At 67.6% G+C, this 17,498-nt stretch carries 12 protein-coding genes and 1 pseudogene; 7 read left to right on the top strand and 6 right to left on the bottom strand.

Annotated features, from left to right (window positions below; translation table 11 throughout):
* A pseudogene (locus FMP39_RS38715) lies at positions 1 to 104 on the bottom strand (3-methyladenine DNA glycosylase); the annotation flags it as partial.
* A gap of 107 nt (positions 105 to 211) precedes the next feature.
* Here FMP39_RS38715 and FMP39_RS22810 point away from each other — a divergent pair.
* Positions 212 to 1,762: a 4-alpha-glucanotransferase gene (locus FMP39_RS22810; RefSeq protein ID WP_141592374.1), complete on the top strand. Its 1,551-nt coding sequence runs from the start codon at positions 212 to 214 to the stop codon at positions 1,760 to 1,762.
* A gap of 45 nt (positions 1,763 to 1,807) precedes the next feature.
* On the opposite strand, the gene FMP39_RS22805 is transcribed toward FMP39_RS22810, so the two are convergent.
* The gene (locus FMP39_RS22805) at positions 1,808 to 2,119 is read right to left on the bottom strand and encodes a hypothetical protein (RefSeq protein ID WP_141592373.1); all 312 of its coding nucleotides are present in this window, start codon (positions 2,117 to 2,119) and stop codon (positions 1,808 to 1,810) included.
* Positions 2,120 to 2,275: 156 nt separating this feature from the next.
* On the opposite strand from FMP39_RS22805, the gene FMP39_RS22800 reads away from it, so the two are divergent.
* Both FMP39_RS22800 and FMP39_RS22795 read left to right on the top strand, forming a co-directional pair.
* Entirely contained in the window at positions 2,276 to 4,423 is a 2,148-nt protein-coding gene (locus FMP39_RS22800; RefSeq protein ID WP_141592372.1) for a BamA/TamA family outer membrane protein, read from the top strand.
* A complete protein-coding gene (locus tag FMP39_RS22795; RefSeq protein WP_141592371.1) occupies positions 4,420 to 9,156 on the top strand; it encodes a translocation/assembly module TamB in 4,737 nt (1,578 codons plus the stop codon). The genes FMP39_RS22800 and FMP39_RS22795 overlap by 4 nt, the downstream gene beginning before the upstream one ends.
* 58 nt (positions 9,157 to 9,214) lie before the next feature.
* Here FMP39_RS22795 and FMP39_RS22790 read toward each other — a convergent pair whose 3' ends face one another.
* Positions 9,215 to 10,261, bottom strand: a complete 1,047-nt coding sequence (locus FMP39_RS22790; protein ID WP_141592370.1) for a hypothetical protein — start codon at positions 10,259 to 10,261, stop codon at positions 9,215 to 9,217.
* Between the two features lie 512 nt (positions 10,262 to 10,773).
* On the opposite strand from FMP39_RS22790, the gene FMP39_RS22785 reads away from it, so the two are divergent.
* Positions 10,774 to 11,703, top strand: a complete 930-nt coding sequence (locus FMP39_RS22785) for a hypothetical protein (RefSeq protein ID WP_228558243.1) — start codon at positions 10,774 to 10,776, stop codon at positions 11,701 to 11,703.
* A 97-nt stretch (positions 11,704 to 11,800) separates the two neighbouring features.
* Here the strand turns inward: FMP39_RS22785 and FMP39_RS22780 are convergent, their stop codons facing one another.
* From FMP39_RS22780 to FMP39_RS38710, 3 genes are all read right to left on the bottom strand, one after another.
* Positions 11,801 to 12,448, bottom strand: coding sequence for a helix-turn-helix domain-containing protein (locus tag FMP39_RS22780; RefSeq protein WP_255508531.1), 648 nt, complete (start codon positions 12,446 to 12,448; stop codon positions 11,801 to 11,803).
* A 440-nt stretch (positions 12,449 to 12,888) separates the two neighbouring features.
* Positions 12,889 to 13,389: an IS630 family transposase gene (locus FMP39_RS22775; protein ID WP_194858525.1), complete on the bottom strand. Its 501-nt coding sequence runs from the start codon at positions 13,387 to 13,389 to the stop codon at positions 12,889 to 12,891.
* Positions 13,310 to 13,864 carry a helix-turn-helix domain-containing protein gene (locus FMP39_RS38710; protein ID WP_141592368.1) on the bottom strand — a complete coding sequence of 185 codons (555 nt, stop codon included), beginning with the start codon at positions 13,862 to 13,864 and terminating at the stop codon, positions 13,310 to 13,312. Before FMP39_RS38710 ends, FMP39_RS22775 begins: the two co-directional genes overlap by 80 nt.
* 170 nt (positions 13,865 to 14,034) lie before the next feature.
* On the opposite strand from FMP39_RS38710, the gene FMP39_RS22765 reads away from it, so the two are divergent.
* The 3 genes from FMP39_RS22765 (at position 14,035) to FMP39_RS22755 (ending at position 17,426) form a co-directional block, all read left to right on the top strand.
* Positions 14,035 to 15,372, top strand: coding sequence for a multidrug effflux MFS transporter (locus tag FMP39_RS22765; protein WP_368667075.1), 1,338 nt, complete (start codon positions 14,035 to 14,037; stop codon positions 15,370 to 15,372).
* Positions 15,373 to 15,495: 123 nt separating this feature from the next.
* A complete protein-coding gene (locus tag FMP39_RS22760; RefSeq protein ID WP_141592366.1) occupies positions 15,496 to 16,491 on the top strand; it encodes a diiron oxygenase in 996 nt (331 codons plus the stop codon).
* 29 nt (positions 16,492 to 16,520) lie between these two features.
* The gene (locus FMP39_RS22755; protein WP_141592365.1) at positions 16,521 to 17,426 is read left to right on the top strand and encodes a class I SAM-dependent methyltransferase; all 906 of its coding nucleotides are present in this window, start codon (positions 16,521 to 16,523) and stop codon (positions 17,424 to 17,426) included.
* The last annotated feature ends 72 nt before the right edge of the window (positions 17,427 to 17,498 follow it).

The following is a 17,498-nucleotide window of genomic DNA, read 5'->3' as shown; positions in this document are numbered from 1 at the left end:
ACCCGGCGCTGCCCGCCCTCCTCCACCACCAGCAAGGCGCCGAGCAGCTCCCGGGCGACCACCAGCGCGGGACGGGCGTAGAAAGACTCCGGCAACCAGTTCACACCTGGATGTTAACGGCCCTTCCGTCCGGAAAGAGAAGAACCCAGACACACTCGGAGAGCGTCCGCAGTTCCCACCAGCGCGGGGCTGGGGCAGATTGCATCGCACCATGTCCACCCCTGGCCGGCTCTCCGGTCTTTTGCTCCCGCTCTTCTCCCTCCGCTCGCAGACCGACTTTGGCATCGGTGACTTCGGTGCCCTGGAGGGACTGCTCACCTGGATGAAGGCCGCCCGCCAGCGGATGCTGATGGTGCTGCCGCTGCTGCCCACCGCGCCGGGCGACCCGAGCCCCTACGCGACGCGCTCGGCCTTCGGCCTCAATCCCCTCTTCATCGACCTGCAGCGGCTGCCGGAGTTCACCGCGGCCGGCGGCGAGGCGGCCCTGTCCGACGCCCAGCGCGCCCAGCTGGCCGAGGCGCGCTCGGCGCCGCGCGTGCGCTACGACCTGGTCTTCCCTCTCAAGGACACCGCCTTCGCGCGCGCCTTCGACGTCTTCGAAGCGCAGCACTGGGCGCCCCAGTCCGAGCGGGCGAAGGCCTTCCGCCAATGGCGCGACGCCCAGGGCGAATGGCTGGAGAGCTACGCGCTCTTCACCGCCATCAGCGAGCAGGAGGAGCGCCGCCCGTGGTGGGAGTGGCCGGAGCCGCTGCGCACCCGTCAGCCCGAGGCCCTGGCCCAGAAGTCCCGGGAGCTGGAGCGCCGCGTGCGCTACCACGCCTGGCTCCAGTGGGTGGCCGAGCAGCAGTGGAACGAGGTGCGGACGCAGGCCCGCGCCAAGGACGTCCTCCTGTGCGGCGACGAGCCGTTCATCATCGGTCAGGACAGCGCGGACGTGTGGGCGCACCCGGACATCCTGCGGCGCGACGCCCGCCTGGGCGTGCCTCCGGATGACTTCTCCGCCACGGGCCAGGACTGGGGCCTGCCCTACTTCGACCTGGCGGCCATGGAGAAGGACGACTTCGCGTGGCTGAAGACGCGCGCGAAGAAGGCGGCCAGCTACTACGACTTGCGCCGCGTGGACCACGCGGTGGGGTACTTCCGGCAGTGGATTCGCGACGCGCAGACGCCCACCGGGCGCTTCATCCCGCCGGACGAGGAGAGCCACCGCCGCCTGGGCGAGAAGACCTTCCGCCTGCTGTCCGAGGGCGCTGGCATCGTCGCCGAGGACCTGGGCGTGATTCCGCACTTCGTGCGCCACATCCTCGCGGAGCTCCAGCTGCCCGGCTACCGGGTGATGCGCTGGGAGCGCGACGACAACCACTACCGCGACCCGCGCCAGTTCCCGGCGGTGTCCCTGGTCACCACCGGCACGCATGACACGGACACGGTGGCCGAGTGGTGGGAGGGCGCGGGCGACCACGAGCGGCAGGCGGCGGCGCGCTCATGGCCGGAGCTCAACGGCGTGGCCCTCACCCGCGAGTTCACCCCGGACGTGCACCGGGCCATGCTGGCCTCGGCGCTCAACGCCAACAGCGACCTGTGCGTGCTGCCCTGGCAGGACGTGCTCGGCACCCGGGACCGCATCAACCTGCCCGGCTCCATGAGCGATTCGAACTGGGCCTACCGCATCGAACAGAACGTGAGCGACCTGCTCACCGATTCGCGCACGCGCGAGGCCGCTGAACGGCTGGCCTGGCTCACCGCGTCCGCGCGGCGCTGAGACACCGTCCGCCCGGGGCCCCGAAGTGGGCGGACACGCGCGGCCTCACGGTTTGATGCACTTCACCTGGGCCGGGAAGCCGTCGAACAGGGCGCAGGTACGGCTGGAGTTGGCGCACTCCAGCCGCTCGCAGATGTCGTCGAAGACGCAGATGGGCGGCGAGCGGCCGAACTCCAGGAAGATTTCCGCGCAGAACTGGTACGGGTTCACGCAGCCGAACGAGCCGCAGTAGGGCGCGTCCGACAAGCTCTCGCCCTCCTTGGGGCGCACCGCCTCGTCCTCGGAGACACCACACGAGGACACGCATACCGCGAGCACGGAGAACACCAGGCTTCTGATTCGCCGGGACTGGGCCATGGCCCCCCATCTTGGGCCAGGTGGGAGCGGCTTGCACGTCTTCGCGAGGCGCCATTCCGCGGCACCGGACACTGGGGTTTGACCCGACGTCCCGGTATGCGACAAAGCACTGCCATCCTGGACGGAAGAAGTGTTGGGGCCGCGAGCCTTCCAGCTATGAAACACCCCGTGGCCGCCGACCTGCTCAGATACCTCCGCCTTGCCACTCCGCTCGCGCTGCTGCTCACCGCGGCCTGCGCCACCACGAATGCGCCGCCCCCCTCGGGGCCCAAGGTCACCGACCTGGAAATCCAGGGCACGGACCAGGTGAGCGAGGGCGCCATCAAGGACCGCATCCTCACCACCGCCACGCCCTTCTGGAGCTTCTGGCCCTTTGGCGGCCCCAGCTACTTCGACGCCAACGCGTGGCAGGCGGACCTGCGCCGCATCGAGCGGTACTACCAGGCCCAGGGCTTCTACCAGGCGAAGGTCACCCACGCCGAGGTGAAGCCTGCCGGTGACGACAAGGTCGCCATCGACATCAGCGTGCAGGAGGGCGACCCCACCCGCATCAGCGAAATCCAGGTGACGGGCCTGAATACCCTGCCGGAGGACGTGCGCGAGGAGCACCGCAAGTACGTGCTGGACGGACTGCCCCTGCACGAAGGCGACATCTTCAAGGAAGAGTCCTGGGAGGAAGCGAAGGTCCGCGTGCAGGAGCGGCTGCGCGAGCTGGCCTACGCCGAGGCCGAAGTCGACGGCGAGGTCCGGGTGGACGTGGACACAAGGCAGGCGGTGGTGGAATTGCGCACCCGGCCCGGCATTCGCTACCGCTTCGGCAACACCTTCGTCGCCACGGACGCCAATCCCCAGGTGCCTCCGCGCCGCATCATCGAGCAGGTGACGGGCGCGCTGAAGAAGGGGGACTGGTACAGCGAGACGGCGCTGGCCAACGCGCAGGCACGCGTGTTCCGCATGGGCGTGTTCGGCGCGGTGAAGGTGAACCGCGGCGCGCCGGACCGCGAATCCGGCACGGTGCCGGTGGTGGTGGACGTGCGCGAGGCGCCCTTCCGCTCCGTGCGACTGGGCGGCGGCCTGGGCGTGGACGCGGCCCGGCAGGAGGTCCGCGCGGTGGGCGAGTGGACCCACCGCAACTTCGGCGGCGGCCTGCGACGCTTCACCGTCCGCGGCCGGCTGGGCTACGCCTTCATCCCCAACGTCCTCAACTTCAACAAGGACGGTCCCGTCTTTGACGTCACCGCCGAGTACGAGCAGCCCCGCTTCCTCTTCAGGGACTTGCGGGCGCAGAACTCGCTCAGCGTGGAGAAGGGCCTGGAGCAGGCCTATGACTTCTGGGGCGGCAGGCTCCAGACGGGTGTCATCTGGCAGCCGCACCCCGACTTCTCCATCTTCCCGTCGTACAACCTCCAGGTGTACCGGCTCAGTGGCCGCGTCAGCGCCGACTCCCGCGTGCCGCCCATCGTCCTGGGCTGCGGCGAGGGCCAGGCGCAGTGCAACGTGGCGCTCAGCTTCCTGGAGCTGGCCTTCACCTGGGACCGGCGCGATGACGTCATCGAGCCGCGCGACGGCTACTACATCTCCCTCTCCGTCCAGAAGGGCGGAGGCACGCCCCTCATGGGAGACTTCAACTACGTCCGCCTGCTGCCCGACCTGCGCGTCTACCGTTCGTTCGGCGAGGACAAGCGGTTCATCCTGGCGGCGAAGGTGCGCGCGGGCACGCTGAACCCCGCGGGCGGCGGCCAGAGCTCCATCGTCACCCGCTTCTTCTCGGGCGGTGGCACGTTCATGCGCGGCTTCAACGGCCAGCGCCTGTCCCCCCTGGCCGCCCTGCAGCGCACGGCGGACGTGGACGGCGACGGCAACCCGGATGTCGTCCAGGACGAGGAATGGGACACCGTGCCCGTGGGTGGCAACAGCCTCTTCGAGACCTCGGTGGAGATGCGCTACCAGTTCACGGAGAGCCTGATGGTGGCGGCCTTCTATGACACGGGCCTGGTGGGCATCGAGGACTTCTCCCACGCGAACCGGCCCAAGCTCTTCGGCCCCCAGCACTACCACGCCGTGGGCATGGGCCTGCGGTATCTGACGGTCGTCGGGCCCGTCCGGCTGGACATCGCCCGGCGGTTGAACATTGGCGGGGGATTGCCCGTTTCCACCCCGGGATACATCTATCCCGAAGCCGGAGGCTGCTTCGGCATCGGAAGCCGGTGGAGGCCCACGGGCCCGACGACGCCCAGCGGCGCGTTCGCGGGCGCTCCGGACGGGCTGTGCGCGCTGCACCTGTCGATTGGAGAGGCGTTTTGACGGAATCCGCCCCGAGCGCCACGCCTCCCCCACCCCGCCGGCCCGCGCGCTGGGGCCGCCGCGTGCTGTGGGGCCTGCTGGGCCTCGTGGGCCTCATCGTGCTCGTCGTCGCGGGCGTGCTCGTCTTCGTCACGACGTCGCGCGGAGAGGCCTGGCTCGTCCAGAAGGGACTCGCGCTGGCCCATGAGCAGCTCTCCGGCCGGCTGGAGCTGGGGCGCCTGGACCTGTCCCTGAGCGGCGTCATCCTCGAGGACGTGAAGCTGTATGACCCTGAAGGCGAGCTGGTGGCGGAGATCGCCCGGGTGGACGTGCGCGCGCGGCTGGCGGGGCTGGTGCGCCAGCACGTGAACCTCCCCTCCGCGCGCCTCGAGCGTCCGCGCCTGTATCTGGCCCAGGACGAGCGCGGACTGAATCTGACGCGCGCGTTGGAGCCCCGCACGCCCAGCCCCGAGGAGCCCTCCAAGGGCCGCGGCTCGCTGACGCTGGACTTGCACGAGCTCGTGCTCGAGGACGGCTATGTCGACTTCCGCCAGGCGTTGCCCGAAGGCGGTGAGCGGCAGGTGCGGCTGGAGGACCTGGATGCCCGGGGCTCGGCTCGCTACGCCGCCGCGACGCAGAGCGTGGGCGCGAACCTGGACGCCACCGCGAGCCTCGCCCGTCCCGTATCCGGGCCCGTGCGGCTGGCGCTGAAGGCCCGCGGCGAAGAGGGCGCCTTCGAAGGCGATGTCGACCTGGAGGCCGCGGGGCTGGTGCTGGACGCCAGCGGCCGCGCGAAGCTCCCGCCAGAGACGCCGCCGGGCGCGCCGGAGGGCCCGCTCCGAGCAGGACTGGAGCTGCGGCGCCTGTCCGCGCCGCCCGACCTGCTGCGGGCCTTCGTGCCCACCTGGCCGTTGCGGGTGCCGGTGTCCGCGGAGGGCTCCGCCGGACTGGACGGCGACGCGGCGCGGGTGGACGTCACCGCGAAGGCCGCCAGCGCCTCCGTGTCCGTGAAGGGCGGCATGGATTTGGAGCGGATGCGCACCGACGGCCTGTCCGTGAAGGCGCGCGACGTGGACCTGTCGGAGCTGATGGCGCAGGGCCCCAAGACGCGCATCGCCGCGGACCTGGACGCGAAGGGCGGAGGCACGAGCCTGGAGTCGATGGAAGGCGAGGTGAAGCTCACCGTGTCCCCATCCCAATACCTGGGCCAGCCGCTGGGGCCGGTGGAGCTGGAGGCCAGCGCGAAGGAGGGCCGGTATTCGCTGATGCGGCTGCGGATGCTCGCGCCGGGCGTGGCCCTGCAGGCCAAGGGAGACGGCACCGCGGAGTCGGTGAACCTGCAAGGCGGCCTCACCGCCGGCAACCTCGCCCTGCTCTCGCAGATGCTGTCCAAGCTGATGCCGGGCGTGGTGGCCCCCATGGCGGGCAACGGCACGTTGGACTTCTCCGTGAAGGGCCCGCTGCGCACGCCCGCCGTGAAGGTCGACGGTGGCTTCGCGGCGCTGCGGTACGGCGACGTGGCGGCGCATGACGTGTCCTTGAAGCTGGAGATGCCGGACGTCAGCCACCCCCTCACGTCCAACGCCACGCTGGTGATGTCCCGGCTGAAGGCGGGCGGACGGGACTTGCGCGACGTCGCCGTCACGCTGGCCACACAGGAGCGTGCGCTGGAGGCCAGCGTGCGCGTGGCGGGAGACGCGGAGCTGGGGCTCACGCTCAGTGGCCAGGTGGACGGCAATCGCCAGGGGCTGGCCATCCGGCAGTTGGCGCTGTTCTGGCCGGAGGCCACCTGGACGCTCCAGGCGCCCACGCACGTGGGCTTCGGCGGAGGCAACGTCGAGGTGACGCCCCCGCTGCGGCTCGCGTCGGAGGGGCAGACGCTGTCGCTACAGGGCGCGATGCGCGGCCAGCGCGTCAACGCGCGCGTGGAATTGGGCGCGTTCGATTTGTCGCGGCTGCCCAGGTCCTTCGTCCCGGAGTCACTGGGCCTGGGCGGCAGGCTGACAGGCCACGCCGCCGTCAGCGGGACGATGGCGCTCCCCGACGCGGAGACCGACCTGCGGCTGGAAGACGGCAGCGCGCGCGGCTACGAGGGGCTCCAGGCAAAGCTGAAGGCGCGCTACGTGAAGGACCGCGCCACCGGGACGCTGGCGGCCAGCCTGCCCGTGGCGCGGCTCGCCGCCGAGTTCGACGTGCCGGTGCAGGGCGTGCTCAAGCGCCGGCGCGATGCGATGTCCGTGCGCCTGAATCTGGAGGACCTGGACATCGCCGGCGCCATGAAGCTCGCGGGCCAGCCCGAGAGCGCCAGCGGCCGACTGGCCGGCACGCTGACCGTGGAAGGCCCCGCGCGTGAGCCCCTGCTGGACTTCACCCTCCGCGGGCAGGACGTGCACTACCAGACGCCGCCGCCGGGCTTCTCGCTACCTCAGCCGCTGGCCTTCCAACTGCGCGCCGCGTCCGACCGCGAGGACCAGACGCTGGATGCGCGCCTGGACGTGGAGGGCCTGGGCTCGCAGACGTACCTGGCCCTGCGGACGCCCTTCACGGTGGGCGGGCTGATGGCGAAGCCGCCCACGCCCGATGAGCTCCTGGCGACGACGCTGGGCGTGGAGGCCCGCGTGACGCAGCTGCCCCTCACCCTGCTCAAGGGCATGAGCGGCGTGCAGCAACCGGACGGCACGGTGACGGCGCACCTGGACTTCGAGGGCTCGGTCCTGGTGCCCCACGCGACGCTGCGCGTGCAGGCCAACGCCGTGACGATGAACGGGCTGCCGCCCATGAACGGGCAGCTCAGCGTCGTGGGCGGCGACAAGGACGTGAAGCTCACGCTGAACGCGCAGCGCCAGGACGGACCGCTGGCGCAGCTGACGGCCACGCTGGCGGCTCCGCTGGGCGCGCTCCAGGACCGCGAGGTCTACGGCCACATCCCCTTCGACATCACCGGCCGCGTGGGCCCGGTGCCGCTGCAGGAGCTTCCCGGCCTGGCCACCCCGGCGTCGCCCGTGGCGGAGGGCGCGCCGCCACCGCAGGGCGGCCGGTCCCAGGGCATCCAGGGCGTGCTGGCCATGGAGCTGGGCGCGCGGGGCACGCTCGACACGCCGCAGATGGAGCTCACCGCCGGCGTGCAGGACCTGGGCGTGGGCAACACGGGGCTGGGCCAGGTGCGCCTGAACTACACGTACCGGGACACCCGCTCCCGCTTCGACCTGCTGCTCACCGAGCCGGGCGGCGGCACCATGCTGGTGAACGGAGGCCTGGGTCTGGACGTGTCACTGCCCGCGCTCAACCGGGGCCTCCAGACAGACAACGCGCCGGTGGAGGTCGCGCTCAAGGCGCGCAACTTCAACCCGGCCTTCCTGTCCGGCACGGTGGAGATGCTGCGCAGCATCGGCGGCGTGCTCCAGGCGGACGCCAGCGTCGCCGGCACGTTGGGCGCGCCCCGCATCAACGGCAGCGTGGAGTGGAAGGACGGCAAGCTGGGGCTGATGGGCCTGGGCGAGTACCGCGACATCCAGCTCGCCCTGAAGGCCAGCCGCGAATCCATCGCCTTCACGACGCTGTCGGCGAAGGCCGGCAACGGCTCACTGCACCTCAACTCGCCGCTGACCGCGGTGCTCAACGCCCGGAATGAGTACGAGCTGTCCAGCCCCGGGACGTCCGACCCGCCGCTGGTGATGCGCAACTTCCCCATCATCGTCGACGACCAGCTCATGGCGCTGGTGAGCCTGCGCGCGAAGGTGGAGGGCACGCTGTCCCAGCGACTGGTCAACCTGCGCAACGTCACCATCCCCGAGGCCACCATCGAGCTGCCGGAAGCCAAGCGCAAGGACCTGCAGGCGCTGGAGCGGCCCGGCGACGTGGTGCTGGTACGCAACGGAGAGCCGCTGGACCGCAAGAAGCGCAAGGAAGCGGCCCAGGCGCAGCCCCCGGCGAATCCCGACGGGACACCCGTGGAAGGCGCGGCCCCGGCGGAGGGCGTGGCGGAGGAAGACGCGGAGGAAACGGCCACGCCACCCATTGTGTTCTGGGTGAATGTGAATGCGCCCCGCAACCTCTGGGTGAAGGGCTCCGACATCAACGCGGAGCTGGGACTGTCGGATGACTTTCGCGTCGAATACACGGACGTGGCGCGCCTGTTCGGTGAGGTGCGCGTGCTGCGCGGGCGCGTGGACGTGCTCGGCCGCCGCTTCGACATCCAGCGCGACAGCCAGGTGCGCTTCACCGGCCCGGCCATGGCGCCGTACATCAACGTCACCGCCGAGCACCGCAACGACAGCGCCAAGGTCACCGTGTTCGTCACCATCCGGGGCCAGGGGCGGGAAATCACGCTCAAGCCCACCAGTGACCCGCCGCTGCCGGAGTCGGAAATCTACACGCTGCTGGCGACGGGCCGACGCACGCTGGAGCGCAGCTCCGGTGCCTCCATGAACGCCAGCGCGCAGGCCGCGTCCGTGGTGGGCTCGCTGGTGGCCAATGAGGCCCGCAAGGCCCTGGCCGCGAAGCTGCCCCTGGACGTGGTCTCCATCGAAGCGGGGGACTCCGGCATCGCGGGCACCAAGCTGGAAGTCGGCACCTACGTGACGGACAAAATCTACGTCGGCTACACCGGCCGCGTGGGCGCCAACCTCCAGCAGGGAGAGAACGCCAACGCGGTGCGCTTCGAGTACCAGTTGGGCACGCGCTGGAGCCTGGAAGGCCAGTACGGCGACGCGCGCTCGGGCGGGTTGGACCTCATCTGGACCAACCAGTACTGAGGCTCACTGGGACACGGCGGGCTCCCGTCCTTCCGGGCGGGAGCCGCCGCTTCGACGACTAGAGGCCGTACATCGCGAAGCACGAGCCCGCGGGGCCCGCGCCGGAGATGGGCGCGCTCGGCGCGCTCAGCCACGTGCTGTTGGCGCCGCACTGGTGCCACTGCTGGTCGCCCGTGGACTGCACGCAGGTGCGCGGCGGCACGGAGCGGCCCAGCGTGGCGGAGGAGCACCAGCCATAGGACGCAGTGCAGTTCGTGGGCTTGGTGGTGCTGCCCGCGGTGAAGGCGCCCGACTGGCACTGCCGCCACATGGCGTCCGACGAGCTCTGCACGCAGCCGAGCTCCGGCACGGTGGTGTCGGCCGTCTCGGAGTAGCAGCCGGAGGCGGAGCCCCACGCATAGGCCGATTCGTAGCGGTGGTAGACGACGGACACCAGCGACGAGCCGCCCACGTTGGTGCGGCCGCACTGGAGGGCATACGCGCCCACCCAGGGCGTGTACGTGTAGAGCGCCGCCGTCGCCTTGTTGGCGGGACGCACCGAGCACGGGTCCGACGTGGACTTCGTCACGCCCACGCGCCAGCCGGAGATGGTGGCACGGCCCGCGTCCAGGTCCGTCAGGTAGCCGCGCAGCTTCTTGGCGGAGCAGTCAATCTGCTTGCCGAAGCCCACGTATTGCGCGTCACAGCCGCTGGTGTCCGGACAGCCACAGCCGGTGGCCTTGGCCAGGTTGTTGGAGGTGCCGCTCTGGATGAGGCTGGACTCCACCTGGATGCGGGCCAGCATGTACAGCGGGCTGATGCCAAAGGCCTTGGAGCGCTCGACGATGAGCGCGGCGGCCGTCTTGTTGCTGAAGGCCGGGTCCCGGTAGTTCGCCAGGAACGAGTTGTTCTGCTGGAGGAAGGCCTGCACCTGTGCGGTGGTAATCCACTGGCCACCGGTGATGTCGGTGTCCTCCAGCAGCCGGTGCATGTCGTACTTCGTGGTGGCCTCCAGCAGCACCTGGCCGGTCAGCTCATCGATGACGGGCTCATCTGCCTCGTCGATGGGACCACAGCCGGCCGCCACCAACGCGGGCACCAGGAGCAACCACAATCGCGTCTTCATCGCGTCCTCGGGGGGATGGGCCGCGAACCCGGAGAGCAGTGCTCACCGTCCACCGGACACGGCCTGGGGGAGTCCGAGGCTCCTGCCGCGTGAAACATTATTCAAGAATTTCCCACATTACACGCATGGCAGATTATTGACACACCATTAAAGTCGTCACCCAGGCCGCACAGACAGTGCGCGGGCGCCGGGAGTAGCGTACCGGCAATGAGGCACTTCCACGCTCCATCGAGGCCGAGGCGATTTCTCTCCCTGACGCTGGGATTGCTGCTGGTGGCGGGCTGAGCCAACTCGGACGGTGACGGCCCTGGTCCCGGGCCCGCGAGTGGAGACGCGGGCACGGGCGCCCCGGACGGCACCGCGGCCAGCGCCCCCTTCGACATCCACTACCTCTACATCGCGGGTGGACTGTTCGACTCACCCAACGCCTGCACGTCCTGCACGTCCGGCGCAGCGCGTCGGGAACGTCGTGCCAGGGCGGAGGCTGTGCGTGGTGGGGCTGCTGGCAGGACGTGTCGCGGCCACCCGGCGATGATGTGCGGGGCTTCGTGTCCCGCGCCCGGGCGCGCGGGCAGCTTCCGCTCATCACCGACTACCAGCAGCTGCTGGGCAGCGGACTGGGCGAGGGCGAACAGCAGCTGAGCGCGCTCAACAACCCGTCCTTCATGCGGCGATATCTGGCGGACTGGCGCTTCGTGGTGCAGCAGGTGGGCGGCGCGCAGGCGCTCCTCCACATCGAGCCGGACCTGTGGGGCTACGTGCAGTTCTTCCACGGCGACGCGCGCCGCATTCCCGCGCAGGTGGACAGCGCCAACGCCACGGATTGCGCGGGGATGGAGAACAACGCCGCGGGCCTGGGGCGCTGCATGATTGCCATGGCTCGCAAGTACGCGCCCAACGCGAAGGTAGGCCAGCACGCCAGCCCAGGGGCGACGCGGATGGACGTTTACCTCAACACCGACGCGTCCTTCGACATGGCCGGCGAGGCGCACAAGGTGGCCGACTTCCTCCTGCAGGTGGGCGGGAGCGAAACGGACTTCGTCGTGGTGGAGACCTCCGACCGCGACGCGGGCTTCTACCAATCGCAGGGCGAGGACGTGTGGTGGGACGCTACCAACGCTACCCGGCCGAACTTCCACCAGGCCTTCGCGTGGGCAAAGGCGCTCTCCGAGCGGATGAACAAACCGAACATGTGGTGGCAGCTGCCCGTAGGCCACATGGACCTGCCCGACACGAACACGCGCTGGCGGGACAACCGCGTGGACTACTTCTTCACCCACGCGGATGAAGTGGCCGCCGCGCACTCGGTGGGCTTCTCCTTCGGCGCGGGTGAGGGGCGGCAGACGACGCCGGAGATGGACAACGGCCACCCCATCAGCCGGGTGAGGGCCTACGCGCAGTCGGGCGGACAGGCCCCGTGCATTCCCACCCTGGCGCCCTGAGCGCGCGGCCAGGGCTCGCGGCGGTGGAGAAGTGGCTCGGCGTCCGGCGCATCAAGCGCAACCCACGCGAGCTCTGGCCCACGAGATGAATCGCACGTCACACCCCAGGGCCCCTGCGCATCGCCACGCTCGAAACCAAGGATCGTGATTCTCGAACGGCCTCAGGATGTGCGCCAGAGGTCGACTCGGCGCAGCGATGGACTGGCGGAGCGCTGGGCATTGCGAGCGGAGAGGTAGGCATGCACCCGGACCATGAGCTGGTCCATGGTGCGGCAGCGGTGGTTGCGGGGGACATTGGCATGCAGGTCGAGCCACACCCGCTCGATGCGATTGCCCTGGGTAGTACGACGGGAGGAAGTGGAGGATGAATCCCATTCACCTCAAGGCACTTCAGTTCGAGGAGCCGACGCTGGCGCTTCCAACTGGGCCAGGGACACTCGACAACTGGCTTGGCCGCCTTGAGCCGGGCGCCGAGCGAGACGAGCGTGCGCCCCATGGTCGCCACCGACACGCGCACCTGGCCTCGGAGGGCCAACTCCTGGCACAGCAACTCGCGTGTCCAGGAGGGACGGCACCAGCCCCAATCCTCGGGCGTACCTTCCAGCACGCAGGCGAGCCGCTCGCGGAACCGCTCGTCCACCTTGGCCCGTCCGTTTCTCTCCCGTCTGTCTCGGAGTCCCTGACGCCCACCCTCCTGGTAGCGCCTGACCGCCACCACCACGGTTGAGGTGGCGCACTCCAGCACCTTGGCGGTGGCACGACACGACGCCCCGCGCCCCACGGACGCTACTGCCAGACACCTTCGATAGGTGAGCAGGCAGCCACTCCTGGCCCCCACCGAAGCAGCGCCTGACGCTGCTTCCTCTTCAACCACTGCCTACCCTGCCCCTGGGGCAGGGCCTTCTCGCTCTCAGGTCTGCTGCTCACATAGAGCCGAACGTGAGGTGCCCCTGCTGTCTCTTCCCGCCCGCTCCGCGCCCCTTCGCTCCGACCTGATCGAGAATTACGAACCTCGGTTTAGTCCTTTGGCCGGGAGAAGTTTGGTGGGTCGTATCCGAATCTCGCCCGGGCCTTTGGGGTGGTGAACCGCCAGCGGATTCGGAGCCGCTGGCGGTTGGCCCACCGCTCCCAAGCGTCCGTTTCCTGGTCGAGCTTGTCGAGGGTGGGGATGCGCCGCTTGCCCAGTCATTGACGGGAGAGTAGCGAAATTTCTACCTCCGCCTGATTGAACCAACTGCCGTGCACAGGCGTGAAATGCACAGTGAAGCGGCGCCAGAGTCGACGACCTGCTCGCATCCCGTATCGTACCTCCAGGGCACGGCAGGAGTGGGTGCTGAGGTTGTCGAGCACCCGGTGAATGGTCTTTGAGTCCGGGTAGTGACTGGCAATGTCGTGCAACGCCTCGGCGAATGCCTCGCTCTTTCGGTGGGCTGTGGCTTTCACGAAGCGCCAGCCTGCCATGGGTTCCACGGCGCAGAAGAGATTGGCGGTGCCACAGCGAAAGTAGGCGTAGTCCTGGCGTGCCTCATGTCCAGGACAGGCCGAAGAAGCAGGACGTACCCACTCCAGCAATTGCACGGGCCTCTCATCGAAGCAGACGGCGGGCTCATCCGGGCACAGCGGCCGCGCGTACAACTCCAGCACGTCCTCCATGCGCTCGATGTACGGGGCGTTCAGCTCGGGCACGCACCACATTCTTTTCCCGCCAAGGCTTCAAATCATGACGCAGGAGCAACTCGCGCACAGTCTCCCGCCCCACCTTCGCAACCAATCCCCTGCGCACCGCCTCCTGGGCAATGAGGCGCACCGTCCAGCGGGCTCGGCCCTCCGGCGGCGGCGCGCACACCATGGCCACCACCTCGCTGGCCTGCCTCTCCGTCAGAAGTCGTGCCGCACCGGGGTGCGGTCTCTCATAGAGTGCCGCATTCAATCCTTCATCTCGATAGCGTCGATAGCGTCGTCGCAGCGTACGCACCGTGGTCTGCGTGACGCCCACGGCCTCAGCCGTTCCCACCACCGTCCAACCTTCGGAAAGAAGCTGAAGCACTCGTGCGCACTTCAACACCTGCACGGACTCGCGCCCACGGAGTGTCAGCGCCTCCAGCGCTCCCCTGTCTGTCTGCTTCAGCTTCAGTCCCTGACTTCGTGCGTGCGCCCTCATACCTGGGCAACACGCGGCGGGCCGCGCGTCAATCTCCTCCTGGTCAGAGGACTAGGCATTGAGCGCACTCAATCCAAACTGGAAAACTCCTGGCACAAATATCCCATCAGCAACATCCGCACCAATAACTGCCTGACGCGCACGGACAATCCAGACGCAATGAGCAACCCATGCTGCTCCGCGGCAAGCCTGGGCTCTCCACAACGCCTCTTGAGCTCCTTGACACCCGTGGAGCCTCTCGGGCATGTAAGCCCATCAGCGATATTCAGGCATTCCAGGATAAGGCTAATTTTATACCCACTATCCCGTTTGATTCCGAGAACCCCAACATGAACAAGAGATATTTGCCAAGCCTCCTGATCTTGGCAATCATAAGCACCTGCATCGAAATAGACATGTCCGTGCCGAGCTTCCCTGACATGGCCCGGGACTTTGGTGTACCAGAAGGACTCATCCAACGGACCATTACCTACAACTTTCTCGGATTCTGCGTGGGCGCCCTGGTCTATGGCCCCCTCTCGGAGTGCTTCGGCCGCCGCAAGCTGATGTTGATTGGAAACAGCATCATGCTGATCGGCGCCGTCGGCTGTGTCTATGCCCGCACCATCGACTGGTTGCTGCTGTCGCGCTTCATCCAAGGCATTGGCGCTAGCACCTCGGTCGTGCTCGTCTTCGCGATCATCGCGGACTGCTATCAGGGCAACGAGGCCTTCAAGCTCCTCGGCTTGACCAATGCCATGATGTCCACGTTCATGGCGCTGGCCCCCTCCGCTGGAGGCTACGTCAACATGGCGTTTGGTTGGCGCGGCAACTATGCCGTCGTGGCCGGCATCACGGCGCTGGCCCTGGTCATGATGTTCTTCTTCCTCCCCGAGACCAAGACGACGCTCGAGAAGCTGGATGCTGGTAAGATTGTGCGAGACTACGCCAGGCTCGCCCGCAATGGCAGCTTCATCAGCGCCGCCTTGGTCCCCAGTCTGTTGTTCGCCGCCTACATGGTGTTCATCGCGTCCAGCGGCTTCATCTATCTCCAGACTTTCGCCCTCCCCATCAAGTTCTTCGTCCCTCATCTTTCGATCATCGTCATCTCCTTCGCGGTGCCCAGCATGTTCGCCGGCAAGCTCATCCCCTACCTGGGCGGGCCGGACAACACCGTGAAGGTGGGCATGGGTGTCGCCGCAGGCAGCATCGCCCTGCTGCTCCTCGTCGCCGAGAACGCCTATGCCCTCACGGCGCTCATCAGCCTGTACTGCGTTGGTTTCGCGCTCTGCTACCCAGTGATCTTCGGACGCTCGATGGAAATCTTCCCAGAGCTCCGCGGCACGGCCTCCTCGGTCATCATGAGCGTCAGGTCCCTGCTCGTCTCATTGCTCACGGCCGCCGCCAGCTACTTCTTCAATGGCAAGGTCGTCACGGTCGCCGCCGTCATGCTCGTCAGCGTGGTCGTGGCCACCCTCCTGGCCCTGAGGCCCGCTCGCGTGGCCAACAGCGCGAACACCGCCAACTGACGCCCCCAACCGCCTTGAGCGTTCACGCCGTGGACGGTGCCGTCACTGGCGAACGCTCGCGGCGGAGGCAGCTATTGCATTGCCAAGCCCTGTCACCTCGCGTCTCGCCCCCAGGAGCACACCATGAAGGAACCCGCATGTACCGTGGAGCAGACCACGGCACCGCTGGAGACGACTCCTCGCCAGGCCAGCATCAGTCGAAGCCTCGAATATCGCGACCGCTGGGAAGCCAGGGGCTCCATTCGGACCCGGCCCAGGAAGCCCATCGACTTCGCGAAAGAGGGGCACTTCTTCCCCACGGAGAAGCAGCCACTCCTGCTCAATGAGGTAGCCAGCAATCTTGGGAAGGACAGCAGGGACACCCTGCTGCGCCACTCCTTCTTCAAGTACCTCAATGACATCATCAACCTGGAGGTGAAGTTCATCGTCTCCGCATGCGAGAAGCTCATCGACGGGAAGTTGCCGCTCAACTACCCCGACAATCTCAAGCTCAATGCCTATACCGTCATCATCGACGAATATTATCACGTCTACGTCGCCAAGGACATGATCCTCCAGCTCAGGAATCAGCACCCTGAGTTCAAGGAGCTCGACTATCCGCTCTCCGACTCCTACCGTTCGGTCATCGAAACCAAGGCCCTGCTCGACGAGAAGTACCATGACGTCTTCGAGATCCTGGCCGTTTGCATCTTCGAGACCACCCTGGTGCGCGAGCTGGTTGAGTTCTTCAACAGCGACAACATCCATCCGTCGATCAAGTACTACATCAATGATCACATGAACGACGAGTCGCGACACTACGGCTTCTTCTTGGATCTGATGAAGTACACCTGGGAGAACCTGCCGGAGGAATACAGGGCGGCCATCGGCACGCACATCGCCTTCTTCGTCAAGCGCTACCTCAACATCGAATCCGACAAGGCCTACAACGCACAGCTGCTGGGGCACCTCACCGGGACGAGCCAGGCCACCGAGCAGGTCGCGGTCCTCTACAAGGGATTCGACATCACACCGGACCTTCCCATCGTCAAGAATGTCCTGACCGCGCTCAAGAACTCGGGCGTGGCGAATCACGCATCCGTTCGCACCAGCTTCAACGCCATCGGTTGGCAGGTTTGACTCAAACGCGGCACCAGGGGGACCCTTCGATGACCCAGATCCTTTCGCATCAGACCTCCCAGTTCAACGACCCTGTCACTACCAGCGCCCTCGTCCAGAGAATCGAGGAGCGCCTGAAGAAGACCGAACGACTGATGTTGCCGCTCGACCGCACGCTCGAGCTGCTCCATCAACTGAAGGAGTTCGAACTCGGCCGGTTCCTCCTCCACAACCGGGGGCTGAATGGATACTGGACCTCGTACATCTTTCAGCATGGATTCGGGAAGTCGCCAGAAACGGCCCTCGAGTCCTGGCTGCTCGGCAAGTCCCTGCTCGTACAGGCCCGGGAGCGATTTCATCGCTTCAAGCAGGAGCTCGGACAGCACGTCCGGGAAGGCGTCCACCTTGCTTCGATACCCAGCGGGTTGATGGATGACCTGTTACAGCTCGACTATCGCGGCCTCCAGCACTTCCAGCTGACGGGAATCGACGTTGATGCCCAGTCCCTGGACTTCGCACGGCGCAACGCCCAGGAGCGACGGCTGGAAGCGCATTGCCAGTTCCTGCAACGAGATGCGTGGCACCTCGACATCCAGGATACGTTTGACGCGATCAGCAGCAACGGGCTGAACATGTACGAGCCCGATCCGCGGCGCCTGGTGTCGCTCTACCGGAACTTCCATGACGCCTTGAAAAGGGGCGGCTACCTGCTCATGAGCTTCCTGCCTCCCCCTCCTGCGGGAGACCCCGCCTCTGGCGCGTGGGAGGCCTATGAAACGGCGCCCGAAGATCTGCTCATCGAGCGCGCCCTGTTCGGGGACATCATCCAGGCGAACTATCTCAACTTCGCCACGGAGCAGGACACCCGGGCGCAGTTGGAAGAGGCGGGCCTCACCGTCGAGCGGATCAACTACAGCCGCAAGGGCGTGCTGCCCATCGTTGTTGCTCGCAAGTAACTGCTTCTTCCGCCCAGCACCTCCAGTGAGGCGTTTTCCGCGTCAGCCAGGGCTGCTGTCCGGCTGACGCAC

It is taken from the genome of Myxococcus sp. AB056 (assembly GCF_006547365.1).
Classification (GTDB): Bacteria; Myxococcota; Myxococcia; order Myxococcales; family Myxococcaceae; genus Myxococcus; species Myxococcus virescens.
Note: the sequence above shows the minus strand (reverse complement) of the source record. Positions and strands in the feature narration are given on the sequence as shown.

Excerpts from the sequence above, each read along its gene's own strand:
- FMP39_RS22800 (WP_141592372.1), top strand. The coding sequence starts at position 2,276 with ATGAAACACCCCGTGGCCGCCGACCTGCTCAGATACCTCCGCCTTGCC.
- FMP39_RS22760 (WP_141592366.1), top strand. The coding sequence starts at position 15,496 with ATGAAGGAACCCGCATGTACCGTGGAGCAGACCACGGCACCGCTGGAG.
- FMP39_RS22810 (WP_141592374.1), top strand. The coding sequence starts at position 212 with ATGTCCACCCCTGGCCGGCTCTCCGGTCTTTTGCTCCCGCTCTTCTCC.
- FMP39_RS38710 (WP_141592368.1), bottom strand. The coding sequence starts at position 13,864 with ATGAGGGCGCACGCACGAAGTCAGGGACTGAAGCTGAAGCAGACAGAC.
- FMP39_RS22755 (WP_141592365.1), top strand. The coding sequence starts at position 16,521 with ATGACCCAGATCCTTTCGCATCAGACCTCCCAGTTCAACGACCCTGTC.
- FMP39_RS22805 (WP_141592373.1), bottom strand. The coding sequence starts at position 2,119 with ATGGCCCAGTCCCGGCGAATCAGAAGCCTGGTGTTCTCCGTGCTCGCG.
- FMP39_RS22790 (WP_141592370.1), bottom strand. The coding sequence starts at position 10,261 with ATGAAGACGCGATTGTGGTTGCTCCTGGTGCCCGCGTTGGTGGCGGCC.
- FMP39_RS22765 (WP_368667075.1), top strand. The coding sequence starts at position 14,035 with ATGCTGCTCCGCGGCAAGCCTGGGCTCTCCACAACGCCTCTTGAGCTC.